Annotated in this window: 25 protein-coding genes; 14 read left to right on the top strand and 11 right to left on the bottom strand. The window is 63.8% G+C overall.

The genetic code is table 11. The features are described 5' to 3' along the window. Positions 1–132: 132 nt before the first annotated feature. Complete coding sequence (gene greA, locus AX756_RS00650; protein WP_068307398.1) at positions 133–603, top strand: transcription elongation factor GreA; 471 nt, start codon at positions 133–135, stop codon at positions 601–603. 18 nt (positions 604–621) lie between these two features. Then, positions 622–1,665, top strand: coding sequence for a hypothetical protein (locus tag AX756_RS00645; protein WP_068307396.1), 1,044 nt, complete (start codon positions 622–624; stop codon positions 1,663–1,665). 2 nt (positions 1,666–1,667) lie between these two features. Here the strand turns inward: AX756_RS00645 and AX756_RS00640 are convergent, their stop codons facing one another. The 6 genes from AX756_RS00640 to AX756_RS00620 form a co-directional block, all read right to left on the bottom strand. Then, positions 1,668–2,249: a GNAT family N-acetyltransferase gene (locus AX756_RS00640; RefSeq protein WP_068307394.1), complete on the bottom strand. Its 582-nt coding sequence runs from the start codon at positions 2,247–2,249 to the stop codon at positions 1,668–1,670. A 135-nt stretch (positions 2,250–2,384) separates the two neighbouring features. Further along, the gene (locus tag AX756_RS00635) at positions 2,385–3,062 is read right to left on the bottom strand and encodes a hypothetical protein (protein ID WP_194247535.1); all 678 of its coding nucleotides are present in this window, start codon (positions 3,060–3,062) and stop codon (positions 2,385–2,387) included. A 40-nt stretch (positions 3,063–3,102) separates the two neighbouring features. Further along, positions 3,103–3,243 carry an aa3-type cytochrome c oxidase subunit IV gene (locus AX756_RS24925; protein ID WP_082738854.1) on the bottom strand — a complete coding sequence of 47 codons (141 nt, stop codon included), beginning with the start codon at positions 3,241–3,243 and terminating at the stop codon, positions 3,103–3,105. 140 nt (positions 3,244–3,383) lie between these two features. Continuing rightward, positions 3,384–3,815 (bottom strand): DUF6173 family protein, encoded by a 432-nt coding sequence (locus tag AX756_RS00630; protein WP_068307392.1) that lies wholly within the window; start codon positions 3,813–3,815, stop codon positions 3,384–3,386. A 27-nt stretch (positions 3,816–3,842) separates the two neighbouring features. Beyond that, complete coding sequence (locus tag AX756_RS00625) at positions 3,843–4,886, bottom strand: MBL fold metallo-hydrolase (protein WP_068307387.1); 1,044 nt, start codon at positions 4,884–4,886, stop codon at positions 3,843–3,845. A 3-nt stretch (positions 4,887–4,889) separates the two neighbouring features. Beyond that, a complete protein-coding gene (locus AX756_RS00620; protein WP_068307385.1) occupies positions 4,890–6,599 on the bottom strand; it encodes an acyl-CoA dehydrogenase in 1,710 nt (569 codons plus the stop codon). A gap of 127 nt (positions 6,600–6,726) precedes the next feature. On the opposite strand from AX756_RS00620, the gene AX756_RS00615 reads away from it, so the two are divergent. Continuing rightward, positions 6,727–7,671 carry an L-threonylcarbamoyladenylate synthase gene (locus AX756_RS00615; RefSeq protein ID WP_438938392.1) on the top strand — a complete coding sequence of 315 codons (945 nt, stop codon included), beginning with the start codon at positions 6,727–6,729 and terminating at the stop codon, positions 7,669–7,671. 142 nt (positions 7,672–7,813) lie between these two features. Here the strand turns inward: AX756_RS00615 and AX756_RS00610 are convergent, their stop codons facing one another. Next, entirely contained in the window at positions 7,814–8,170 is a 357-nt protein-coding gene (locus AX756_RS00610) for a hypothetical protein (protein ID WP_156461347.1), read from the bottom strand. A 275-nt stretch (positions 8,171–8,445) separates the two neighbouring features. Continuing rightward, positions 8,446–9,006, bottom strand: a complete 561-nt coding sequence (locus tag AX756_RS00605) for a TlpA disulfide reductase family protein (protein ID WP_068307379.1) — start codon at positions 9,004–9,006, stop codon at positions 8,446–8,448. A gap of 25 nt (positions 9,007–9,031) precedes the next feature. On the opposite strand from AX756_RS00605, the gene argH reads away from it, so the two are divergent. Together argH and AX756_RS00595 are read left to right on the top strand one after the other, a co-directional pair. Continuing rightward, complete coding sequence (gene argH, locus AX756_RS00600) at positions 9,032–10,432, top strand: argininosuccinate lyase (RefSeq protein ID WP_068307377.1); 1,401 nt, start codon at positions 9,032–9,034, stop codon at positions 10,430–10,432. Then, positions 10,429–10,737: a hypothetical protein gene (locus tag AX756_RS00595; RefSeq protein ID WP_068307375.1), complete on the top strand. Its 309-nt coding sequence runs from the start codon at positions 10,429–10,431 to the stop codon at positions 10,735–10,737. Before argH ends, AX756_RS00595 begins: the two co-directional genes overlap by 4 nt. A 204-nt stretch (positions 10,738–10,941) precedes the next feature. On the opposite strand, the gene AX756_RS00590 is transcribed toward AX756_RS00595, so the two are convergent. Beyond that, the gene (locus AX756_RS00590; protein WP_068307374.1) at positions 10,942–11,661 is read right to left on the bottom strand and encodes a lysophospholipid acyltransferase family protein; all 720 of its coding nucleotides are present in this window, start codon (positions 11,659–11,661) and stop codon (positions 10,942–10,944) included. Between the two features lie 234 nt (positions 11,662–11,895). Here AX756_RS00590 and lysA point away from each other — a divergent pair, with 234 nt between their 5' ends. From lysA to AX756_RS00575, 3 genes are all read left to right on the top strand, one after another. Next, entirely contained in the window at positions 11,896–13,164 is a 1,269-nt protein-coding gene (gene lysA / locus AX756_RS00585; protein WP_068307372.1) for a diaminopimelate decarboxylase, read from the top strand. A 48-nt stretch (positions 13,165–13,212) separates the two neighbouring features. After that, complete coding sequence (locus AX756_RS00580; RefSeq protein ID WP_068307367.1) at positions 13,213–15,816, top strand: TIGR02302 family protein; 2,604 nt, start codon at positions 13,213–13,215, stop codon at positions 15,814–15,816. A 352-nt stretch (positions 15,817–16,168) separates the two neighbouring features. Then, complete coding sequence (locus AX756_RS00575; protein ID WP_068307365.1) at positions 16,169–17,203, top strand: fatty acid desaturase; 1,035 nt, start codon at positions 16,169–16,171, stop codon at positions 17,201–17,203. A 205-nt stretch (positions 17,204–17,408) separates the two neighbouring features. On the opposite strand, the gene AX756_RS00570 is transcribed toward AX756_RS00575, so the two are convergent. Further along, positions 17,409–18,410, bottom strand: coding sequence for a polyprenyl synthetase family protein (locus AX756_RS00570; RefSeq protein WP_068308104.1), 1,002 nt, complete (start codon positions 18,408–18,410; stop codon positions 17,409–17,411). Positions 18,411–18,465: 55 nt separating this feature from the next. Between AX756_RS00570 and AX756_RS00565 the strand changes: the two genes are divergently transcribed. The 3 genes from AX756_RS00565 to AX756_RS24920 all read left to right on the top strand — a co-directional run bounded on the left by AX756_RS00565 (position 18,466) and on the right by AX756_RS24920 (position 19,747). Then, complete coding sequence (locus AX756_RS00565) at positions 18,466–18,687, top strand: putative signal transducing protein (RefSeq protein WP_068307363.1); 222 nt, start codon at positions 18,466–18,468, stop codon at positions 18,685–18,687. Position 18,688: 1 nt separating this feature from the next. Beyond that, positions 18,689–19,453 (top strand): tRNA1(Val) (adenine(37)-N6)-methyltransferase, encoded by a 765-nt coding sequence (locus tag AX756_RS00560; RefSeq protein ID WP_321186420.1) that lies wholly within the window; start codon positions 18,689–18,691, stop codon positions 19,451–19,453. A 126-nt stretch (positions 19,454–19,579) separates the two neighbouring features. Then, the gene (locus AX756_RS24920; RefSeq protein ID WP_082738852.1) at positions 19,580–19,747 is read left to right on the top strand and encodes a YdcH family protein; all 168 of its coding nucleotides are present in this window, start codon (positions 19,580–19,582) and stop codon (positions 19,745–19,747) included. Here AX756_RS24920 and yddG read toward each other — a convergent pair. Next, the gene (yddG, locus tag AX756_RS00555; RefSeq protein WP_068307356.1) at positions 19,725–20,615 is read right to left on the bottom strand and encodes an aromatic amino acid exporter YddG; all 891 of its coding nucleotides are present in this window, start codon (positions 20,613–20,615) and stop codon (positions 19,725–19,727) included. The two genes, AX756_RS24920 and yddG, sit on opposite strands and share 23 nt — an antisense overlap. Before the next feature lie 147 nt (positions 20,616–20,762). On the opposite strand from yddG, the gene AX756_RS00550 reads away from it, so the two are divergent. The 3 genes from AX756_RS00550 to fcl all read left to right on the top strand — a co-directional run bounded on the left by AX756_RS00550 (position 20,763) and on the right by fcl (position 23,827). Beyond that, on the top strand, positions 20,763–21,533 hold the full coding sequence (locus AX756_RS00550; RefSeq protein ID WP_068307354.1) for a hypothetical protein: 771 nt from the start codon (positions 20,763–20,765) through the stop codon (positions 21,531–21,533). Between the two features lie 199 nt (positions 21,534–21,732). After that, positions 21,733–22,854, top strand: coding sequence for a GDP-mannose 4,6-dehydratase (gene gmd, locus AX756_RS00545; RefSeq protein ID WP_068307352.1), 1,122 nt, complete (start codon positions 21,733–21,735; stop codon positions 22,852–22,854). A gap of 1 nt (position 22,855) precedes the next feature. Beyond that, on the top strand, positions 22,856–23,827 hold the full coding sequence (fcl, locus tag AX756_RS00540; protein WP_068307351.1) for a GDP-L-fucose synthase: 972 nt from the start codon (positions 22,856–22,858) through the stop codon (positions 23,825–23,827). Positions 23,828–23,835 lie beyond the last annotated feature (8 nt).

Genomic DNA, 23,835 nt, shown 5'->3' with positions numbered 1-23,835 from the left:
ATGACGTGGCAATCCCGGCAAGGCGTGGCCCGGAATTCCGCCTGATGTTGCCTTGCCCTTGACATTCGGTCGCACGCTTGGGTTAAGGGCCTTCAACCCAATCCCCACAATCCAGACCGTGCAGGGACCTCAATGGAAAAGATACCGATGACCCGCGCGGGGTTTACCGCGCTGGACGCAGAACTGAAATCGCTCAAGACGACCGATCGTCCGGCCATCATCAAGGCCATCGCCGAAGCGCGCGAACATGGGGATCTGTCCGAGAACGCCGAGTACCATTCCGCCCGCGAGAAACAGAGCTTCATCGAGGGACGGATCAAGGAACTCGAAGCGGTGATTTCGCGTGCCAATGTCATCGACCCGAAGACGCTGTCCGGTTCCATCAAGTTCGGTGCCACCGTCACCATCGTTGACGAAGATACCGACAAGGAAAAGACCTACCAGATCGTGGGCGAGCCCGAGGCCGACCTCGAAAAGGGCCTTCTGAACATCAAGTCGCCCATCGCGCGGGCGTTGATCGGAAAAGACGAGGGCGACAGTATCGAAGTTCGTACACCGGGCGGCGAAAAGAGCTATGAGGTTCTCAGCATCAAGTATGTCTGAGCAAGGGGCTGTGCCTTCATGAGTAACCCTCCGCGCAAGCCCAGTATTGGCGATGCCACGCGATTGCCCCCTCAAAAGGCCGGGCTTCAGGCTGCCGACTGGATCGCGCTGATTCTCAGCCTGATCTGGTTCGCCGGGGTCGCGGTGTTCTTTCTCGTGCTGCCCGAGCCGCAAGCGGATGGCGGGCTGGACCCGGCGCGCCTCATCATGACGGTGTTGGCAATTGTCATGCCGGTGGCGCTGATCTGGGTCGGGGCAATGGCGGTGCGTTCGGCCCGGCTGATGCGCGAGGAAAGCAACCGGCTGCAGGCGGCGATCGATGCGATGCGCCATGCCTATGTGAGCCAAGCGCCGCAGGGGGCAAGCGGCGTGCGCCTGCCGCTGGAGCAGAAGCTGGACGATATCGCCCGCGCCCAGAAAAAGACCGAGGCCGCGCTGGCTCATCTGACGTCGATGAACACGCGTGCAGCGGCGGTTTCCGCCAAGGAATCCGAACGTGCCGCGCTGCCCGGGCCGAAAGATCCGGAGCGGATCCAGGATAGCGCCCAGCCGGCGCTTGCGCTGGGAACGCCCGTCGAGGCGCTGGCCGAGCCGATCTCGTCGGAAGATTTCATCCGGGCGCTGAACTTCCCCGATGACGAACGCGACAAGGAAGGCTTTCGCGCGCTGCGTCTGGCGCTCAAGGATCGTTCTTCCTCGGGGCTGATCCGCTCGGCGCAGGATATCCTTACGCTTCTGGCCGAGGACGGGATCTACATGGACGACCTGACCCCCGACCGCGCCCGGCCAGAGATCTGGCGCCGTTTCGCCGAGGGCGAACGCGGGCGGACCATTGCCAGCCTTGGTGGCATCCGGGATCGTTCCAGCCTTGCCCTTACCGCGGGGCGGATGCGGCAGGACCCGGTGTTCCGGGACTGTGCGCACCATTTCCTGCGCAAGTTCGACACCACGTTCTCGTCTTTCGGCAAGGATGCCAGCGACGCGGAGATCGCGGCCTTCGCCGATACCCGCAGCGCGCGGGCCTTCATGCTCATTGGGCGGGTCTCGGGCACCTTCGACTGAGCCTAGCGCAGGGGCAGGCACATCGTCGTGGCGTGGTGAAAGCCGAAAATCCGCGAAAGCCATCCCAGCTCAAGCCTCTCGGTCGGAGAGAAGCCGTAACGTTCGTAGAGCGCACGGGCGCGGATATTGGCGTCGATCACGTCGAGGCGGATCTCGGCCATGTCGTTCCACCGCGCCTGCGCCACGACCGCGTCGATCAGGCTGCTTCCGACACCTTGTCCGCGCGCCTCGGCGGCGACGAAGAGCCCATCCAGCAGCATCTGCCTTTCGGAAATCGGGCGCTCCAGCATATCCAGCAGACTGCCGCGCCAGGCCGCACCGAGCATGCCATAGACCTTTGCCATGTCCCGGAACCCGGCGGTCAAAAGCCCGCCCCGGTGGGTCTTGAAGCCGGCAATACCGAGCAGTTCTCCCTGTTCGGACAGGGCGCTGAGCGCATGGCCGGGGTCCAGCGCGTCCTCAATAAAGGCAAGCGCCTTTCGTTCGGGAGCGAGCACGCGTCCGAGCTTGCCCGAGAAAGCCTCCCAGAAAAGGGAAGCGACCCGGTCTCTCTGGTCCTCGGGAAACCCGGCTTCAATCCGCATCAACAGCTCCGCTGACAGTCTCCGCAATCAGGGATCAGACTGACCCGCCAGCTTCTCAGGTGCAACCTCAGGAATGCGGGACGGCGCCTGCAGCCCGTCCCAGCGTCCGCCAAAGTGCAACCGCGTGATCCCGTTTCAGTTGCCGGCGCTACCGACGATATTGGCCGGATGGTTGGCATCGCGCGAATCGGGTCCGTACAGGACGACGATATCCTTTCGGGCTTCGGGCGAGTCCACGATGTCGGAGCGGTCATCCGCGCTGTCGTCGTAGTAGCGCCGGATGGTCACGCCGGGATATTCGTCAAAGTATCGCATGGTCGATTTTGGAAAGGGAGACCGCGGCGCATTCTCGAAGCCCGGAACATCGCGCAGTATCGTTCCGATCGACGTGGTGCAAAGCGCATTCGGAACGGCTCCGCGCGACTGTACACGGGCGAGGATCATCTCCGCCTGTTGAGGTGTCACCTGAATATCGTGGCGGATCACGCGGTAGGTCTCCCGCGCGTGGTAGTCGATGAAGAAATCCACCATGTTGTCCGTGATGCCGTAATGCACATCGGCACGCTGCGGCGCGTAGGGGTGGTGGAAGGTGCCGGCGGGGTTGAAGATCACCCGCTGCGAGGCGTTCACCATGAGGGCGCTATGGGCACCCTCGTTGGAGCGGTTGTTGACCATGGTGAACAGCGTCACCGTCGGCGGTTCGTCGGCACGATAGGCCGCTTTCGCGACCGCTTCGTCGCTGGCCCAGGGGCCGGGCTCGCCACAGGCGGCCAAGATCAAAGGCAGGCAGAGTGCCAGCAAAAGTCGCTTCATGGGGCGGCCCCCGGAATTTGTTGTGAGAATGTGCTCGGCGTCAGCCGTTGACCAGACCGATGAAGAGCAGCAGCAGAATGCTGATGATGGCGCCCTTGGTGGCCATGCTGATGAATCCGTTGAAGGTCTTTTCCTGCACGGAAATATCCATGCTGCCCGGCTTGTGCGTCTCTTCCGACATCGTTTTGTCTCCCTGTCACTGTCCTGTCGCCCGATCTGCATAACCCAGTTTCAAGAACGTGTTAAGGCCGTCCAAAACGATTGTGAAGAGGCAGGCGGCATGGCGTTGCTGCCCTGCCGCTTGCCCCTTGCGTGTTTGCGTCAGTCTTCCGTGTCGAGTTCCTGGGCCAGGCGGAAACCAATCCGGCGGGCCTCTACAACTTCCGGCTGCTTGCGGAGTGCCCGCAGGATCACGTTGAGCTGGCTGACATGCTGGATGAGCTGGGTGCGGGTGCCATCGGCATCGGCACCGTAGAAGGTGACGATATCGGGGTCGAAATAGCCGATCCCCTCGATGCGCAGCACCCCTGCGCTGGCACCGGTGAAGCCCATGGCGATCTCGTGGTCGCTGTCCAGGTGTTCCTCGAAATTCTTGATATAGAGGATCAGCCGCTCATAGGCCCACTTGGCCGAGCTTTTCTGTGCCACCGCCTTGCGGACATTCTCCGGGATCGGTTCGATCTCGACACTGCGGGTGTTCGGGTCCGCGTGCACTGCGCGGGCGCAGGGTGGGTCCTGCTCGTGTTCCGTCATCTCCGCTCCTCCTCTGCGGCGTTGCGCTCAGAGGCGTTGCCACAGCCACGCGCCATCCTCCCGGCGCTCGCGCGTGACCTGCCCCTCGTTCAGCAGATGATTGAGGTGCCCGACAGATTCGACAAGGGCCAGCCCGTATTCTCCTGCGCCGATCTCGCGTCTAAAGAGCGGTTTGAAGCAGTCATGCGCGGTACGCGGCTCCGAAAGATGTTCCAGCAGCCGTTCCAATGCGTGGTGATGATTCTGGATCAGCTGCACCATGCGGGCAGGCAGGCCCGTATAGGGCAGCTTGTGGCCGGGCAGCACGAGATGGTCCTCGCGCGCGAATGCCGAGAGCCGCTCGCAGCTTTCCAGCCAGTCTCCCACCGGGTCCGCCGCCGGCTCTGTGGGGTAGACCCCGAGATTGGGAGAGATCGACGGCAGGAGTTGGTCGCCGCACAGCACGAGGTTGTCGTCCCGGCTCCAGAAGGTGACATGCTCGGCCGCATGGCCATTGCCCATGTGGATGTCCCATGCGCGCCCACCGATGCGGATCGTTCCGCCTTCGACCAGCCGGGTGAATCCGAGCGGCATCGGGTAGACACAGTCGGAAAAATTGAAGGGCCGGTCGGCGGCACGCGCCTCGTAGATCGCCCGGTCCATCCCCGCCGCGCGGTAGAAGGCCAGAGTTTCCTCGGGCCAGCTTTCCTGCACATCCAGCGTCAGCATCCGGGCGTAGAGCCAGGCGGTGCGGCTCGTGACCAACTCGCTGCCATGCTCGGACTGGAACCACCCCGCCAGCCCCACATGGTCGGGGTGGTGATGGGTGACGATCACGCGGTGGACCGGTTTGCCGCCAAGCGGGCCGGCCATCATCTGTTGCCAGAGCGCGCGGGTTTTCTTGCTGGACCAGCCGGTATCGATCACCGTCCAGCCGTCGCCGTCATCGAGCGCGAAGATATTGACGTGATCGAGCGCCATCGGCAGCGGCAGGCGCATCCAGAGCACGCCCTCGGCGATCTCTATTGCCTCGCCCGGTCCCGGCGCGGTGTCGAACGGGTAGCGCAGGGGGGCGTGGCTTCGGTTCAGCATCCCTCAGACCGCTTCAAGTTCTTCGACGCTCATCGCATAGAGCCCTTCGGCACCGTCGCGCAGTTGGGCGATCAGCGATTCATGCTCCGGCAAAATGCGCTTGATGAAGAAACGGGCGAGTTTGGTGCGCGGACCCGCGCCGCCTTCGGCCATGGCCGCCATCAGGTGGTAATGCGCGCCAAGCACGCGGGCGAAGGCGCGCAGATAGGCAACACAGCCGGCAAAGCGGTCCTGCATCTCCTGCTCAACCAGCCATTCAGTCGCTTCGCGGAAATTCTCGGCGGCATTGAAGACCGGCTTGGCAAGCTCCGGCAGCGTGCCGCGCGCGGTTTCGGCGAAGGCCTCCACCTCGTCGAGCAGCGCATAGGCGGCGGCGCCGCCATCCATCATCTTGCGCGCAACGAGGTCCATCGCCTGGATGCCGTTCGTGCCTTCGTAGATCTGGGTGACGCGGACATCGCGGGCGAACTGGGCCGCGCCGGTCTCCTCGATGAAGCCCATGCCGCCATGCACCTGCACACCGATCTGCGCGACCTCGTGGCCGGTATCGGTGCCATGCGCCTTGGAAATCGGGGTGAGCAGGGCGGCGCGCGCCGTCCATTCCTCGTCGCCGGTCGCGTGGCTCATGTCGATGGCCACGGCATTGGCCAGCGCGATGGCGCGGGCGGCAAAGGTCTCGGCCTTCATGGTCATCAACATGCGGCGCACATCGGGATACTCGATGATCATGCCGGTGCCGCCGACCCGGCCCTGCTTGCGCTCCAGTGCGTATTCGATGGCTTTCTGGGTCGCGGCCTCCGCGATCCCGATACCCTGCGCGGCGACTCCGAGGCGCGCATTGTTCATCATCGTGAACATCGCCGCCATGCCGCCATGCTCCTCGCCCACGAGCCAGCCCTTCGCGCCGTCGAACTCCATGACACAGGTGGGCGAGCCGTGAATGCCGAGCTTGTGCTCGATGGAGACGACCTTGAGTGCGTTGGCCACACCCGGCGCGCCGTTCTCGTCCGGCAGGTCGCGCGGCACCATGAAGAGCGAGATGCCCTTGGTGCCCGGCTTGCCATTGGGCAGGCGGGCAAGCACGAGGTGGCAGACATTGCCGACGAAATCGCAATCGCCCCAGGTGATGTAGATCTTCTGCCCGGTGATCGCGTAGGTGCCATCCGCGTTGCGCTCGGCCTTGGTGGCCAGCGCCCCCACATCGGAGCCTGCCCCGCTTTCGGTCAGGTTCATCGTGCCCGACCATTCGCCGGAGATCAGTTTGGGCAGGTAGAGCGCCTTGAGTTCGTCGCTTGCATGGGCGGCGAGCGCCTCGATCTGGCCCTGGCTCAGCAGCGGGTTGAGCTGCAGCGAGAGATTGGCCGAGGACATCATGTCGTTGATGGCCGTCTGTAGCGCCACCGGCAGCCCCATGCCGCCATGCTCCACCGGCGCCGAAACGCAGACCCAGCCGCCTTCCGCGATCGCCCGGTAGGCTTCGGCAAAACCCGGCGCGGCGCGCACGCGCCCGTTTTCCAGCACCGAGTGGTGCTCGTCTCCGGCGCGGTTGCCCGGGGCGATAACCTCGGCGCAGAGCTTGCCGGCTTCCGACAGGATGGCCTCGGTCATGTCCCGGTCGGTCTCGGCGAAAAGCTCCGTCGCGCGGAGCTGGTCAAGGCCGACGATATTTTCGAGGAGGAACTGGAAGTCGGACAGGGGTGCTTTGAATGGCATTTGGGTCTCCTCACACTTGCAGCCTTGGCACGGCGCGGCCGAGGGCGTATCACCCGTGGCTCAGAATACAGACTACCTTGTGCTGCACTGCGGCACAAAGACGGACGCAGCGTCACGAGATAGCATGATCAAAGAAACCGAACGTCTCAAGCCCGATCCGGAGGGGATAGCACGTGCTTGCACGTTGCTGGAAGCCGGGGAGCTCGTCGCCTTCCCGACGGAAACGGTCTACGGGCTGGGCGCCGATGCACGACAGGGCGCTGCGGTGGCCCGGATTTTCGAGGCCAAGGGACGGCCGCGTTTCAACCCGTTGATCGTGCATGTGGCGGATCTGGAGATGGCGCGGCGATACGGTGCTTTCGGCACGGACGCGCTGGCGCTGGCCGACGCGTTCTGGCCCGGTCCGCTGACGCTGGTCGTTCCGATTCGACCAGAGGCGGGATTGTCGGAGCTGGTGTCGGCCGGTCTGGATACCGTCGGCATCCGGGTGCCGCGCGGCGAGGTGGCCCAGGCGCTGCTGCGCCGGTTCGACGGGCCGGTGGCTGCGCCTTCGGCGAATATCTCGGGCAAAATCAGCCCCACCCGCGCGGAGCATGTGCTGGACGGGCTGGACGGCCGGATCGCGGCGGTGCTCGATGGCGGACCCGCCGAAGTGGGCGTGGAATCGACGATCATCGGCTGTTTCGACCATCCGCGGATGCTGCGTCCGGGCGGGCTTCCGGCCGAAATCGCGGAACAGGCGCTTGGCCGCCCGCTGGCGCACGCTCCCGTGGGCGATACGCCGAATGCGCCGGGCCAGTTGAGCTCCCATTATGCGCCGGATGCGGCGGTACGTCTGGATGCGCGGGGCGCGCGGGCCGGGGAAACCTTTATCGGGTTCGGTCCGGGATGCGAGGGCGCCGCGTTGAACCTGTCGCGCTCCGCCGACCTCGTGGAAGCCGCCGCAAATCTGTTCGAATGCCTGCGGGAGGCTGACAAGTTCGACAAGCCGATCGCAATCGCCCCGATTCCGCATCACGGCCTGGGCGTGGCGATCAACGACCGGCTCAAACGCGCCGCGCATCCGAGATAGATCCGGGCCGGGGGGCTCCCGCCCACGGCCGGCGCGCTGCCGCGCTTGTCCGCGGTCGGGGGTGGCCGCGCCTGTGGCGCGGTGGACCGGTTGGCAACCGCGCAGGTTTGGCCGCCGCCGCTCCGCCTGTCTTGTTGCCGGCTTAGGGGACGCTTCGGCCATCCCTGTCCAGAACAGCGTTGCCGGTGTCCGATTCCTGCAGGAGGTCCGAGGCCAGCGAGGTTCCCTCTAGCCCAAGAAAGCCGAGCGCTTCCGAAAGCGATCCGAACAGACATACGTCCATTCTGTCGCTTTGAGAGCAGACGGTCTCGAAAATTCGGGCGATGCCGAAAGCCGTTTCATCATCGGCGTAAAGCGCGATTCTGAAGGGGTTGCCCTGCGTCGAGTGGCGTTCGGTCAGGCGGTCGCGCAGGGCCATGATATCTGCGAGCCCCATTCCCGTGCCGGTCATGCCACGAAAATCCAGCAGGGTAGCGATACCGGGATAGAATCCGCTCACCAGGGGACCCTTTGTATATTGCTCTCGGGCGTCATCCAGCGAGAGTTGTCCATAGAAACGGACATGCTGAAGGTCTGGAGAACGATAAATCACAGAAGAAGCTGTCATGGGCACCAGGGTGTAATGGGCGGTTTCTTGCCGACTACAACCGATATGGCGTGAAGAGGTAACTGCGTCATGAGCAGTTCTGCGCTGGTGTTGCCCGAAGGACAGCAATTCCCATTTAAAACGATTATTTGTTAAGCTTTATTAATAGTTTGGCGCCCGAGTTCCGGCTATGGGCTCTCCCCTGCGAGCATATTCAGGATGGCCAGGGCGCTGTCGCTGTCCCAATGCGCATCGCCGATGAGCCGGCCGATTTCCGCGCCCTCGGGAGACACAATCACCGTGACCGGCAGGCCCATCACGCCCATCTGACGGGCGAGCTGCTGCTGCGGGTCGCGGTAGAGCGGAAGATTGTCCACGTCGATCTCGTCAAAGAATTTCCGGATCGCGGGAACATGGTTGCGCCCCGTGGCAACGGTGACGACGTCGACCGGTTTGCCCTCCATCGCGGTCTGCAGGTTGGCGAGCGTCGGCATTTCCTTGCGGCAGGGGGCACACCAGGTGGCCCAGAAATTCATAACCAGCCATTTGCCCTGGTGATCGGCAAGACTGACAGGCGCATCTGTCAGATCGACGATCGGGACATCGGGCAACGGGCGTGCGTCTTCGTGCAGGACGAGTTTCTTCATGTCGCCTTCGCGCAGCGCGGCCACCGCAGACATGTCGGCCAGCGCCGGGTTTGCCAAGAGCGCGAGGCCCGTATAGACCATCGCGGCCAACAAGTTCTTCATCGACTATCCTTTCGGGGTCCAGATCATGACCGATGCCAAACAACAGGCCGCCAACCAGATGTGGGGCGGACGCTTTTCCACCGGGGTTGATGCGATCATGGAGGCGATCAACGCCTCGATCGATTTCGACCGCCGACTGGCCCGACAGGATGTCGAGGGCTCCCGCGCCCACGCCGCGATGCTGGCAACGCAGGGTATCATTTCGGATATAGACGCGGAGGCCATTCGGGAAGGCCTGCTCACGGTCTTGTCAGAAATCGAAAGTGGCGATTTCGAGTTTTCCAAGGCGCTGGAGGACATTCACATGAATGTCGAGGCGCGACTGAAGGCGCTGATCGGCGAACCCGCCGGGCGCTTGCACACGGCGCGCAGCCGCAACGACCAGGTTGCGACCGATTTCAAACTCTGGGTGCGGGACCAGTACGATGCCGCGATTTCCGGGGTGGAGGCGCTGCAAAAGGCGCTTCTGGGCCAGGCCGAAGCGGGGGCCGACTGGGTCATGCCCGGCTTCACGCATCTCCAGGTGGCGCAGCCGGTGACATGGGGCCACCACATGCTGGCCTATGTCGAGATGCTGGGCCGCGACGCGAGCCGCCTGCGCGATGCGCGCGCGCGGATGAACGAATGTCCCTTGGGGGCGGCTGCGCTGGCCGGAACGTCTTTCCCGATCGATCGGCACATGACGGCGGAAGCGCTCGGCTTCGACCGGCCGGCGGCGAATTCGCTCGACGCGGTGGCGGACCGGGATTTCGCGCTGGAATTCCTCTCCTGCGCCTCGATCTGTGCGATGCATCTGAGCCGGCTGGCCGAAGAACTGGTGATCTGGTCCTCGGCTCAGTTCCGTTTCGTGACGCTCTCGGACGCCTTCTCTACCGGCTCTTCGATCATGCCGCAGAAGAAGAACCCCGATGCCGCCGAGCTGATCCGGGCCAAGATCGGCCGGATCATGGGCGCAATGGTGGGTCTGTTTACGGTGATGAAGGGGCTGCCGCTGACCTATTCCAAGGACATGCAGGAGGACAAGGAACAGGTTTTCGACGCGGCTGACAGCCTGATGCTGGCGCTGGCGGCAATGACCGGGATGGTGACGGATATGTCCGCCAACCGGGCCGAGCTGGAAGTGGCGGCGGCGAGCGGTTTCTCAACCGCGACCGATCTGGCCGACTGGCTTGTTCGCGAGTTGGGCTTGCCGTTCCGCGATGCGCATCACGTGACCGGTTCGCTGGTTGCCATGGCCGAGGGGCAGGGCTGTGACCTGCCTGAGCTGACACTGGAGCAGATGAAATCGGTGCATGAGGGCATTACCGAGGGCGTTTTCTCCGTTCTCGGCGTGCAGAACTCGGTTGCCAGCCGCAAATCCTATGGCGGGACCTCGCCCAAGCGGGTGCGCGAGCAGGTTGCGCTTTGGCAGGAGCGTCTTGGATGAAGGCGGTCGCCGCGATTTTCCTGCTGGTGGTGCTGGCCGGTTGCGCGCCGCCGCGCGCGTATCCAACAGGTGGTGTCGCGGTGAACTCTGCCGGAAATACCTCGGCCGTTGCCGGCCTGAACACCGGTCGGGTGGCCGTCGGGGCGAATACGAATGGCGATGTCGGCGTTGCCGTCAACGTCGTGGACCGGCCGAATGTGGACGTGACGGTTGGAACCGGAGGGTCTTCGGTGGCGGTGGGCAATGGGCCGGTACGTGTCGGGGTCGGCACCGGTGGTAGAAGAGGATTGGCACTATGGTTCTGACGAGATTGGTTGTTGGGCTGGTCCTGCTGGCATTCGTGGCGGGTTGCGGCGCGGATGGAGCGCCTTTGCCGCCCGATGACCGGGAACGACCGCAGTCGGGGATAACGCTCTCTGGCAAGATGCAAGTCGGAGTGGCTAGCGGACCGGACGGCACGCGCACCGTGAGCCGAATCACCAACTGAGCATCGGGCGCGTGGTGGCGGCCTAGTTGATCAAACCGTCATGGCCCATCAGCTGGTCGGCTTCGAGCGTGAGCGCGTCGAGATCGGCCTGAAGCTTCAGGCGCATCGCCTCGCGGGTCTCGGGGTCGATCTTCTTGGGGATTTCGACATCCCATTTGCGATACATCATCACCCCGCGCCCGCCCGGTTTCGGCAGCATCAGGTCGTCCCAGCTGTTGACGGTGCGGTATTTCTCGACCGAGTTGGTATAGAGCCAGATCGGAGCGCCGGTGAGCCGGGCCCAGTCGATCGGCATCGCCTTGGCCACCCGCTTGGGGCCTTCGGGGCCGTCGATGGCAAAGCCGATGGTGGTGCCTGCGCGCATCATGCGCGCGACCTGCAGCGAGGCGGCTGTATTGTTCTTGCGGTCCTTCATCGGCATCGTGTCGAGGCCGAAGTTGCGCATGATCCGGCCGACGATGCGACCGGGAATGGCGGCCGAAGTAATGACGCAATAGGGCGACCAGGACGGGTTCCAGCCGCGAGCGGCCATGGCGAGCCGGCCGTGCCAGAGCGCGAAGATGATCGGCTTGCCGCCCGAGACGGCCTCGATCACGTCTTCGCGGCCGTGAAATTCCCAGTCCGTATGCTGATAGACCTTTTCGAGATGACGCGAGATCAGCCGTGCAGCCGTGCCGGAGACCGCGTCGCTCATGGCCGCCGTTTCGAGCTTCTTGCGGATTTTCTTTTCGATGGACGCCATCAGGCAGGTTCCCCGTTCTCTGTGGGATTTTCTGGCAGCGGCAGGCCATTGCGGCAAGTCTTCAGGGTGGGCGCGCCCAGACCTGTTACCAAAATGCGGCGCGTTCCGCACCACGGCTTCTGCCTCGCCCCTTGCGGGGGCTCGCGTGGTGCTGGTGGAGGGGGCTGGCGGATTGCCCTGCGCTGCGGCTGTGGTAAGAGCGTCGCTTGACGCAGCTGGCCGGGAGTGTGCCGCATGGATCATTTTCTGTATCGCGACGGCGCGCTTTTCGCCGAGGATGTGCCGGTCAACGAGATCGCGGCAAGCGTGGGTACGCCGTTTTACTGTTACTCGACCGCCACGCTGACGCGGCATTTCCGGCTGTTCGACGAGGCGCTGGAGCCGCTCGATCACCTTGTCTGTTTCGCGATGAAGTCCAATTCCAACCAGGCGATCCTGAAGACACTGGCCGAACTGGGTGCAGGCATGGACGTGGTCTCGGGCGGGGAATATGCGCGGGCGAAAGCGGCTGGCGTGCCGGGCGACAGGATTGTCTTTTCTGGCGTTGGCAAGACCGCGACGGAGATGCGCGCAGCGCTTTCGGGCGGAATCCGGCAGTTCAACGTCGAGAGCGAGCCGGAGATGGAGCTGCTCAACGCGGTGGCGCTCTCGATGGGCGTGGTCGCGCCGGTGGCGATCCGGATCAACCCGGATGTGGATGCGCGCACCCATGCCAAGATCGCAACCGGCAAGTCCGAGAACAAGTTCGGTATCCCGATCGCGCGTGCGAAGGAGGTTTACGCCCGTGCCGCCGCCCTTCCGGGGCTGGAGGTGACGGGGATCGATGTGCATATCGGCTCGCAGTTGACCGAGTTGGAGCCGTTCGAGCTGGCCTACAAGAAGGTGGCCGAGCTGACGCAAGCGCTCCGGGCCGATGGGCACGAGATCCGGCGGCTCGATCTGGGCGGCGGGCTTGGCATTCCCTATACGCGCAGCAACGAGGCGCCGCCCTTGCCGAGCGAATATGGCGATCTGATCAAGCGCACGCTCGGGCATCTGGGCTGCGAGGTGGAGATCGAGCCGGGGCGGCTTATCTCGGGCAATGCCGGGATCATGGTCAGTTCGGTGATTTATGTGAAAAACGGCGAAGGGCGGGATTTCCTGATCGTCGACGGGGCGATGAACGACCTCGTGCGCCCATCCATGTACGACGCCCATCACGACATCATCCCGGTCAGGGAACCCGCGCCGGGCACCGAACAGGCACCTATCGACATTGTCGGTCCGGTCTGTGAGAGTGGAGATACCTTTGCAAAACAACGGGATATGCCGCCACTTGCCTCGGGCGACCTCGTGGCCTTCCGCTCGGCGGGGGCCTATGGCGCGGTGATGTCCTCGGAGTACAATTCGCGGCCGTTGATTCCCGAGGTGCTGGTAAAGGGGGATCAATTCGCCGTCATCCGGCCACGTCCGACCTTTGACGAAATGATCTCGCGCGATAACATTCCCGAGTGGCTCTTGTAACAAAGCCACCCTTTGGCCTGCGGAGTGCGGGCTGTCGAAAGGAACGGGATGGCCCGGGAAACGGCCCGAAACCACGCTCTTGAGAGGCTGAGTCGCCCGCTGCGCCTGACCCGTCTGGGGATGGCAGCGGAGCGGTTTACCCGGTGTTTCTGGCCGGTCTGGTCGATCCTTTTCGCGGTTTTTGCCGTTCTCATGCTGGGCCTGCACGAAACAGCGCCGGTCGAAGCCGTCTGGATCGGGGCCCTTCTGTCGGGCAGCGCGCTGCTCGTTTTCCTGTTTCGCGGCTTGCGCTGGTTCCGCTGGCCGAGCCGTGCGGAAGCCTGGGAACGGCTTGATTCGACACTTCCCGGTCGCCCGCTTCATGCGCTGAGCGATGACCAGGCAATTGGCGCGGGCGATGCGGCCTCCGAAGCCGTGTGGGCCGCGCATCTGGAACGAATGGCGGCGCGGGCGGCCAAGGCGCGCCGGGTCGCGCCGGATCTGCGGATCTCCGGCCGCGACCCCTATGCGCTGCGCTACGTGGCGCTGACATCGCTGGTGACGGCGCTTCTGTTCGGATCGGTCTGGAAGATTTCCACCGTCGGGGAGGCCGTGGCGCCAGGTGCCGGCGGCAGTGTCGTGGCTGGCCCGTCCTGGGAAGGGTGGATCGAGCCGCCCGCTTATACTGGCAAGCCGAGCCTCTATCTCGCCGATATCGCGCCGGGGCCGCTGGACGTGCCGCGCGGTAGCCGGGTGTCGCTGCGCCTGTATGGCGAGGTTGGCGCGCTGGCGGTGGACGAGACGATCTCGGGCCGCGTGGGCGAGCAGATCGAGCCGGCGACGGCGGCGGCGCAGGGCTTTGACGTGATTCAGGCCGGGCGGCTGGCGATCAACGGGCCGGGCGGGCGCGAATGGGCGGTGTCCATCGCGCCGGACAGACCGCCGAGCGTGGAGCCTGATGGAGAGGTCGAACGCGAAGCCAGCGGGCGCATGAGCCAGAAATTCCGCGCTCGGGACGATTACGGCGTGACGGCCGGGCGCGGCGTGATTGCGCTCGACACGGCCGAGGTGGTGCGCCGCTTCGGCCTTGTGGTCGATCCCGATCCGCGCGACCCGATCGAGATCGATCTGCCGATGACGATCAGCGGCGACCGGGGCGATTTCACCGAGACGCTGGTGGAGGATTTCTCCAAGCATCCCTGGGTCGGGTTGCCTGTCACGCTGACGCTCACGGTTTCCGATGCCGCCGGTCAGGAGGGCAGCTCGGCTCCAATGCAGATGGCGCTTCCGGGCAAACGCTTTTTCGACCCGCTGGCGGCAGCGATCATCGAACAGCGGCGGGATCTTCTCTGGTCTCGCAGCAATGGCAAGCGGGTGGCGCAGGTGATCCGCGCCGTGACCCATCGACCTGACGAGATCATCCGGGACGGAAGCACCTATCTGCCCCTTCGCGTGGCGTTGCGGCGGTTGGAAGCCGGCGTTGCCGCGGCGTCGGGATTGTCGCCGGAGGTTCAGGAAGAGATTGCGGAGGCGCTCTGGGACATCGCGGTGAAGCTGGAGGATGGCAATCTCGCGGATGCCGCGGAACGGTTGCGGCGGGCACAGGATCGGCTGGCCGAGGCGATGCGGAACGGTGCTACGAACGAAGAGATTGCCGAGCTGATGGATGAGCTTCGTCAGGCCATGCAGGACTATATGCGCCAAATGGCCCAGCAGCAGGACCCGAACCAACAGCCGCAGATGTCGGAGAACACCCAGACGATCACCGGCGACCAGCTTCAGCAGCTTCTCAACCGGCTCCAGCAGTTGATGGAAGAGGGGCGCACCGCCGAGGCGATGCAGTTGCTCGAACAGTTGCGCCAGATGATGGAGAACATGCAGGTCACGCAGGGCCAGCAAGGCCAGCAGGGTCAGAACCCGGGCGATCAGGCGATGCAGGGCCTCGCCGACACGCTGCGCGACCAGCAGGGCCTGTCCGACGAGGCCTTCCGCGACCTGCAGGAACAGTTCAACCCCGGCCAGCAGCCTCAGACCGGCGAGAGCGGTCAGAACCGGGGCAGCCAGGGGAATATGGGCCAGGGCCGAGACCACGAGGGTCAGCAGGGCCAAGGTCAGGGGCAGGGACAACCGGATCAGCAAGGGCAGGGCGGCCAGCCCCGTCCCGGAGAGGGCGGCGAGCCAGATGCTCGTGCCCTTGCCCAGCGGCAGGCTGAATTGCAGCGGCGTTTGGACGAGTTGCGCCAGAACCTGCCCGGAGCCGGCACCGAGCCGGGCGATGCGGCGCGCGAGGCGCTCCGGCGCGGCAGCGAGGAAATGGGTCGCGCCGAGGAGTCGCTCGAAGATGGCGCGCTGGCCGATGCGCTCGACAGTCAGGCCCGCGCCATGGAAGCGATCCGCGACGGGATGCGTAGCTTGGGCGAGGCGATGGCCCAGCAACAACAGAACGGCCAGGGCCAGCAGACCGGGCAGGCCGATGGCAACAGCCAGCGCGACCCGCTCGGGCGCGAGGCCGGCACCTCTGGTAGCTTCGGCAGCGAAGACAGTCTGCTTCAGGGCGACGACATCTATCGCAAGGCCCGCGACCTTCTCGACGAAATCCGCCGCCGGTCCGGCGAGCGGGAGAGGCCGCAATTGGAGTTGGATTACCTTCGGCGGTTGCTGGACCGGTTTTGAAGTAAGGGGCTGGCCTCATGCCTGCCCGGCGTGACGCCCGGTTCGCGCGACACCCACGGAGGCGCGGCGGGAGTGGATCCAAAACTGAATAAAAGACAGGCCGGCACAGCGGATATTCGGGAAAATGGAAAGGATGCCCGCGACTTGCGCTGCACCGATCTGGCTCCCAATGGGTCAGGAACGGCTCGGATCATTGCAGCGTTTCGCGACGCGATTCTCTATTTGTCCGGCCCCATCGGATGGCAAGACCCATTTTCACGCTTCTTCGATCAATGCGACGTACAAGCGGAATTCACTTGTGTCGGGACGCTGATAGGGTATCGGCTTGCCCGGGTAACAACAAAGTAGACGCATGATCGAACTTTCTGGACGAATCGGGGCTCAGCCGAGCCAAAGACAAGCCAAAGACTGGGTCAAGGTTCTGGCCAGCTATCGCGAGCCGAGCAACCGCCGCAGCACATACGAACTGGCAATTACAGCCATTCCATTCGTGGTGCTCTGGGGCGTCGCCCTCTATGCGATGTCGATCAGCTATTGGCTGGCCCTGGGCGGCTCGCTTCTGATCGCGCCTTTCCTGCTGCGCCTTTTCGCGATCCAACATGATTGCGGGCATGGCTCGTTCTTCTCCAACCGGACGGTCAGCGATTGGGTGGGGCGGTGCATCGGCGTGCTCACGTTGACGCCTTACGATGTCTGGCGTCGGGCGCATTCGATCCATCATAGTTCGGCGGGCAACCTGAACAGGCGGGGCATGGGCGATATCCTGACCCTGACCGTCGAGGAGTTTTCAGACCTGACGCCGTTCGGCCGCCTCAAGTACCGTCTCTACCGTCATCCGGTTACCATGTTCGGGTTCGGTCCGGGCTATCTCTTCCTGCTGGAGAATCGCTTGCCATTGGGGCTCATGAACGGCGCGAGATATTGGGTCAGCTCAATGGGTACGAATATCGCCATTCTGCTGGCTGTCGCGCTGATCTGGTACCTCGGCGGAGCGATGCCGCTGCTTCTGATCTTTCTGCCATCGACCCTGATTGCCGCCACCGCGGGGGTTTGGCTCTTCTATGTGCAGCACCAATTCGAGCACACACAGTGGGAGTCAGAAGAGAACTGGCAACTGCACGAATCCGCGTTGCACGGAAGCTCGCACTACGTGCTGCCATCGGTTCTGCAATGGATCTCGGCAAATATCGGGATTCACCACGTGCACCATCTCTATAGCCGCATTCCGTTCTACCGCCTGCCTGAGGTCCTTCAGGATCACGCGGAACTGGCTCAGAGCAACCGGATGACGATTGGGCAGAGCCTGTCGACGGTCAAGCTGAAGCTGTGGGATACGGACAGCAAGCGGCTTGTGTCGTTCTCGGAGGCCCGTGCGCTCCACGGGTGATCGCCGGAGACCCCTTGGCAAGCGTTGCAAGCCTGAAGTGATTGGCGGTCCCACGCCTCAAGCCGAGAGCTTCCCAAATGACGAGCGCACGCCCGTATTCGGCGGCAGGGACGTCGCGCTGCAAGGCGTAACGGTGCCCTGCCGAACGAACGAGCAAAAGGACGGGCCGGGATTGCTGCTTTTTCCAACAAGCAGCACCTGAGGCTTACCGGACCCGCGCCACCACGTAATCGGCCAGATCCGTCAGCATCCCGCGAATATCGCTCTCCGGCAGCGTCGCCAGCGCGGATTTGGCGCGGTCGGCCCAGACAAGCGCTTGCTGTCGCGTGGCTTCCATCGTGCCGTGATGGGAAATGAGGGCGAGCGCGTGGTCCAGGTCACCGTCTTTCTGGTCGCCCTTCTCGATCACACGGCTCCAAAAGGCGCGCTGTTCGGTGTCGGCGGCTGCCACCGCCTTGATCACGGGCATGGTCAGCTTGCGTTCGCGGAAATCGTCGCCGACATTCTTGCCGGTCGCAGAGGAATCTCCACCGTAATCCAGCAGGTCGTCGACGATCTGGAAGCTGATGCCGAGCGCGTCGCCATAGTCGCGCAGCGCTGTCACTTGCGCTTCTTCGGCGCCGGCCACCACGCCGCCAACCTCGCAGGCGGCCGCAAACAGAGCGGCCGTCTTGCCGCGGATCACCTGCAGGTAAATCTCTTCGGTGGTCGCGAGGTCCTGCGCCGCCGTCATTTGCAACACTTCACCCTCGGCGATCACGGCGGAGGCATTGGCGAGGATGTCCATCACCCGCAGGCTGTCCGTCTCCACCATCAACTGGAAGGAACGGGCAAAGAGGTAATCGCCCACCAGCACCGAGGACTTGTTGTCCCAAAGCAGGTTCGCTGTGGGACGGCCACGGCGTTGTCCGCTTTCGTCCACGACGTCGTCATGCAGCAGCGTGGCCGTGTGGATGAACTCCACCGTGGCGGCCAGTTTGACGTGGTTGTCGCCCTCGTAGCCGCACATCCGCGCCGCCGCGAGCGTCAGCATCGGTCGCAGCCGCTTGCCGCCAGCCTCGACAAGATGCGCCGTCACCTCCGGAATGCGCGGCGCATGTTCGGACGCCATCCGCTTGCGGATTAGGTCGTTTACACGTCCCATATCTCCCGCCAGAACGGCGGCGAGGCGGTCATGCGGTTTCTGGCTGGCGTCGTCCAGGCTCATCACGGTCTCGTAACCCTGCTCGACAAGGCGGTGGGCCTTCTCGTAAGTCTGCTGCATGAAAGAGGTTCTGCGCACAAACGACCCCACCGTGATCGCCTTCGCGAAATCCCTCCTCGATGGCGAGGATATAGACTGCTTCGAAATGGACGTCCATATGAGCGTCCTCGAAGGTTCGATCGGTATTCTTCCCCGCCGCCTGATGGTGCGCGACGAGGACCTGTTTCTCGCCCGCGCAGCCCTGCGGGACAATGACATCCACGTTTCGGAGGACAGGTGACGTGACAGACCCGGCGCTCCGGCGCGACGAGTATCTCGGCGGGCGGCTGTCGATATGGCAACCGGCCAAGGGGTATCGTGCGGGAATCGATCCGGTTTTGCTGGCCTCGGCCTGTCCGGCAGAGCCGGGGCAGAGCGTGCTGGAGCTTGGCTGCGGTGTCGGCACGGCCGCGCTGTGCCTGGCCGCGCGGGTTCCGGATCTCGATCTGGTGGGGGTGGAGCGGCAGGCCGAGATGGCCGTTCTCGCCCGTCGAAACGCTGTGGATTGCGGCGCGCGCGTGGAGATCTTCGAGGCGGACCTGACGCAATTGCCACCGGAGCTCCGCCAGCGCAGCTTTGACCACGTCATCGTCAACCCGCCCTATTTCCTGCGCGACCGGTCGCACAGCTCGCCCCACAGCGCGCGCGAGGCGGCGATGGGCGAGGAGACCGCGTTGGCCGACTGGATCGCCGTGGCCGCCCGTCGGCTCGCGCCCAAGGGCTGGCTGACCATGATCCACCGACCGGAGCGGCTTGGCAACATTCTCGGCAATTTCGCGGGGCTCGGCTCGGTCCAGATCCAGCCGTTGCTGCCACGGGAAGGCCGGGACGCAAACCTGATTGTGCTGAGGGCGCGGAAGGGGGGCAGGGCGCCGCTGCGCCTGCATGCGCCGGTCATCCTCCACCAGGGGCGGATGCATGAATTTGACGGTGACGATTATCGGCCGGAGATTTCGCGTCTGTTGCGCGATGGTGCCCCATTCCCGGGCCTTGGCGCTGCTATATAGGTAATTTCAGGAATGATTTACAGGGCCGGTGTAAAATATTCATCAGCCGGGTCGGTTCGACGTGACAACACTGGAAAATCGTGGTGCACTTGAGTCGTACACAGACCTTGAGAGGAGAAGTAGGCCATGTCCGAGTCCGCCCGCGTTGAAGAGCTCCGCAAGAAGCACGCCTCGCTTTCGGCTAAAGTGGAAGAAATTCAATCTGCCCCCGGCTCCGACGACCTCGAAATTGTAGAACTCAAGAAGCAGAAACTTCGAATAAAAGAGGAAATCACGCGTCTGACGACCGCGTAACCTTTTGGGGGCGGGTGCTGGCCCGAGCGGCCAGCACAGCGCCCCCGGTGATAAGCGCCGCCGCCAGCAGCAGCTTGGGCGTCGGTGCCGCCAGACCGGCGAGAATGAGCGCCAGGGTCGACAGCAATGGCGCCGCGTAGCTTGCTACACCCAGAAGCTGGATATCCCCCTGCTTCACCCCGATATCCCAGACATAGAATGCGAGCCCGACCGGCCCCAATCCGAGCGCTACGACGCTTGCCCAGCCCAGTGCCGTTGTTGGCATCACGGTTTGTTCCATGGCGAAATGGGCGAGCGCGGAGAGGACCGCCGTGGCCAGGCAGAAGATCGCCACAGTTTCGGTCGGCGCATGCCCGAGACGGCGGGAAATGACCGAGTAGCCGGACCAGAAGAACGCACAGGCGAGCGCCAGGGCATAGCCGGTCCAGGCGTCGCCGCCGAAGCTTTGCCCGTCGCCCAGGATGATGAGCGCGGCGCCGGCAAACCCGAGAGCTCCTCCGGCGAGGTGGCCGGCTCTCAGCCGTTCTCCCGGCAGAAGTCCGGACATCAGCACGATCAGCAGCGGCCAGAGATAGGCAATGAGGCCGGCCTGTGCGGGGGGCGCGAGGCGCAGTGCCGAGAAATAGAAGAAATGGTAGCCGAACAGGCCGACCGTGCCGAAAGCATAGATTTTCCAACTAATTCCGCGCAGGCGATGGGCGCCCCCGCCGACGATTGTCCAGATGATCCCGATTGCGCCGCCAATGGCGAAGCTCATCGCAGTCAATTGCAATGGCGGCACCGGGACGCTGCCTACGGTGAACAGTGCCAGGAGAGCCCAGAGGAGGACGGCGACGAAGCCGATGGCGGTTGCGCGTGAACGTGTCATGGCGAGCGATGTGTTCGAAGCGCGCGATAGTGTCAATCTTAGACATTTCCTTCGGTTCTAATCCGGCCTTGGGGAGCCTTGGAAAGGAAATCTGAACCGGTATTGCCGAAATTACCGGCAATGCGGTGCTCTCAGAACGAGGCGTGAATGTTCCCTGTTGCCCTACTCCCCGCTTTGGCGCTTGTCCTTGCCATCTGTGTCCCGCAAGACCTGTTGGCCGAGGCGATGCCGAAACATCGCGCGGGATCGGTCTTCGGCGGAGCAGGAGCCATAGTTCCGGTCGTCCATCGCCAAGCTTCCGGCAATGCGGGCCAGAACGCCGCCTCCCTGTTCTCCGGGCGCGAGGGAGCCAGCTTGTTCGCGTTGGCGCCAAAATCCGCAGGGAGCCCCGCGGCGCGCAGGCTGGTCGTGCCTCTGGGCGGTTGGGACGCGCTGCGGAAATCATCGGCCGGCAAGGTTTTGCAACTCATTGCCCAAGCGGAGGCCGGCGCCGCCGGTTACGATGCAGTCCAACTTGCGGCCAAGATCCGCCCGCCGCGGCGTCCAACCCGGCTGACGATTGCAGAAATCTATGCGTGGATCGATCAGACCCCCGGCCAGCAACACGCAATCGGCCGCTACCAGTTCATTCCCAAGACGCTCCGCCGGCTCGTCCGCGAGTTGGGTGTCGGAGAGGACAAGCTGTTCTCGCCAAACCTGCAGGATGCACTTGCGATGAAGCTTCTGGAGGAAGCCGGTTTTGGTCAGTTCCAACAGGAGGAGATCTCCCGACACCAGTTCATGAACAATCTTGCGCGGATCTGGGCCGGGCTGCCGACCTCGTCGGGCAAGTCGCATTACCACGGGCTTTCTGGAAACCGGGCCACCATGAGCTGGGCACGTTTCGACGCGCAGATGGCGAAGATCTTTCCGGGCTGAGCTCTTGGCGGGGCCGGGACACTTACCGTCCGTCATCGCGACCAGCCAATCCCCCTCGTGGCAGCCTCTTCTTTCATACAGGGGCAAGGAATGCCTTGCCGAACGCAGATCGGTCAGGTTTGAAGGAGGCATTGCGAATGCTGCCAGGCCCGAACCTGCCAGCATCGCTTTGAAATGAATGTTGAGGACGATGGTTAACATGGCGAAAAGGGCTCTCATCACCGGTGTAACGGGGCAGGACGGGTCCTACCTGGCGGAATTTCTTCTGGAGAAAGGCTACGAGGTTCATGGCATCAAGCGGCGTGCCTCGCTGTTCAACACCCAGCGAGTGGATCACATCTACCAGGATCCGCATGTCAACAATGCGAATTTCATCCTGCATTACGGGGATCTGACCGACACCTCCAACCTCACCCGGATCCTGCAGGAAGTGCAGCCTGACGAGGTCTACAACCTCGGTGCGCAGAGCCATGTGGCGGTGAGCTTCGAGGCGCCCGAATACACCGCCGATGTCGACGCGATCGGCACGTTGCGCCTGCTGGAAGCGATCCGTTTCCTCGGGCTGGAGAAGAAGACCCGTTTCTACCAGGCCTCGACCTCGGAGCTCTACGGCCTCGTGCAGGAGACGCCGCAGCGCGAGACGACGCCCTTCTATCCGCGCTCGCCCTATGCCGTGGCCAAGATGTATGCCTACTGGATCACGGTGAATTACCGCGAGGCCTACGGGATGTATGCCTGCAACGGGATCCTGTTCAACCACGAGTCTCCGCGCCGCGGCGAGACCTTCGTGACCCGCAAGATTACCCGCGGGCTGGCCAATATCGCGCAAGGACTCGAGGATTGCCTCTACATGGGCAATATCGATGCGCTGCGCGACTGGGGTCATGCCAAGGACTACGTCCGTATGCAGTGGATGATGCTGCAGCAGGACGTGCCGGACGATTTCGTCATCGCCACCGGCGTGCAGTATTCGGTGCGCGAGTTCATCACCTGGAGCGCGCGGGAGCTGGGCATCGAGCTCGAATTCTCCGGCACGGGCGTGGAAGAGATCGCCACCGTCTCTGCGGTGACTTCGGACATGGCGCCGGCGGTGAAGCCGGGCGACGTGATCCTGCGCATCGATCCGCGCTATTTCCGCCCCGCCGAGGTGGAAACCCTGCTGGGCGACCCGGCCAAGGCCAAGGAAAAGCTCGGCTGGGTGCCCGAGATCACGACGCAGGAAATGTGCGCCGAGATGGTGGCCGAGGACCTCAAGACTGCCCGCCGGCACGCCCTGCTCAAGGAGCACGGCTACGAATTGCCGATGTCGCTGGAGGGCTGAGATGAAAATCTATGTGGCAGGCCATCGCGGCATGGTTGGCGGCGCGATCCTGCGCCGGCTGGAAGCGCGCCGGGCGGCGGGCGAGGACCTGGAGCTGGTCACGCGCCGCTCCTCGGAACTGGATCTGACGGACCAGGCGGCGGTGCGGGATTTCATGCAGGCCGAGCGCCCGGATCAGGTGATCCTGGCGGCGGCCCGTGTCGGCGGCATCCATGCCAACAATAGTTATCCGGCGAATTTCATCTACGAGAACCTGATGATCGAGTGCAACGTGATCCATCAGGCCTTTCAGGCGGGTGTGCGCAAGCTGCTGCAACTCGGGTCGAGCTGCATCTACCCGCGCGCCGTGCCGCAGCCGATGCGCGAGGATGCACTTCTGACCGGCACGCTGGAGCCGACCAACGAGCCCTATGCCATCGCCAAGATCGCCGGCATCAAGCTCTGCGAGAGCTACAACCGCCAGCACGGCACCGATTACCGCTCGGTCATGCCGACCAACCTCTACGGGCCGGGCGACAATTTCCACCCTGAGAACAGCCACGTGATGCCGGCGCTGATGCGGCGTTTTCACGAAGCCGCTCGACGTGGGGACAAGGAGGTCGTTGTCTGGGGCTCCGGCAAGCCTTGCCGTGAATTCCTGCATGTCGACGACATGGCCGAGGCCTCGCTCTTCGTGATGGGTCTCGACGCCGAAACCTACCAGCGCGAAACCGAACCGATGCTCAGCCATATCAATGTCGGCTCGGGAACGGATGTGACTATCAGGCAGCTGGCGGAGATGGTGGCGGAGGCGACAGGTTTTCAGGGCGAGCTGGTCTTTGATGCCAGCAAACCGGACGGAACCATGCGCAAGCTCATGGATGTCAGTCGCCTGGAACGTCTGGGCTGGAAGGCGTCCATCCCGCTCCAAGAAGGTATCCGCGAAACCTACACATGGTTCCTCGAACATCAGGACGATTTCCGCGCAAAGTAATCGGGCGG

The sequence above is a fragment of the Aliiruegeria sabulilitoris genome (genome assembly GCF_001558155.1).
Lineage (GTDB): Bacteria > Pseudomonadota > Alphaproteobacteria > Rhodobacterales > Rhodobacteraceae > Tropicimonas > Tropicimonas sabulilitoris.
This window is presented reverse-complemented; position numbering and strand designations above follow the sequence as displayed.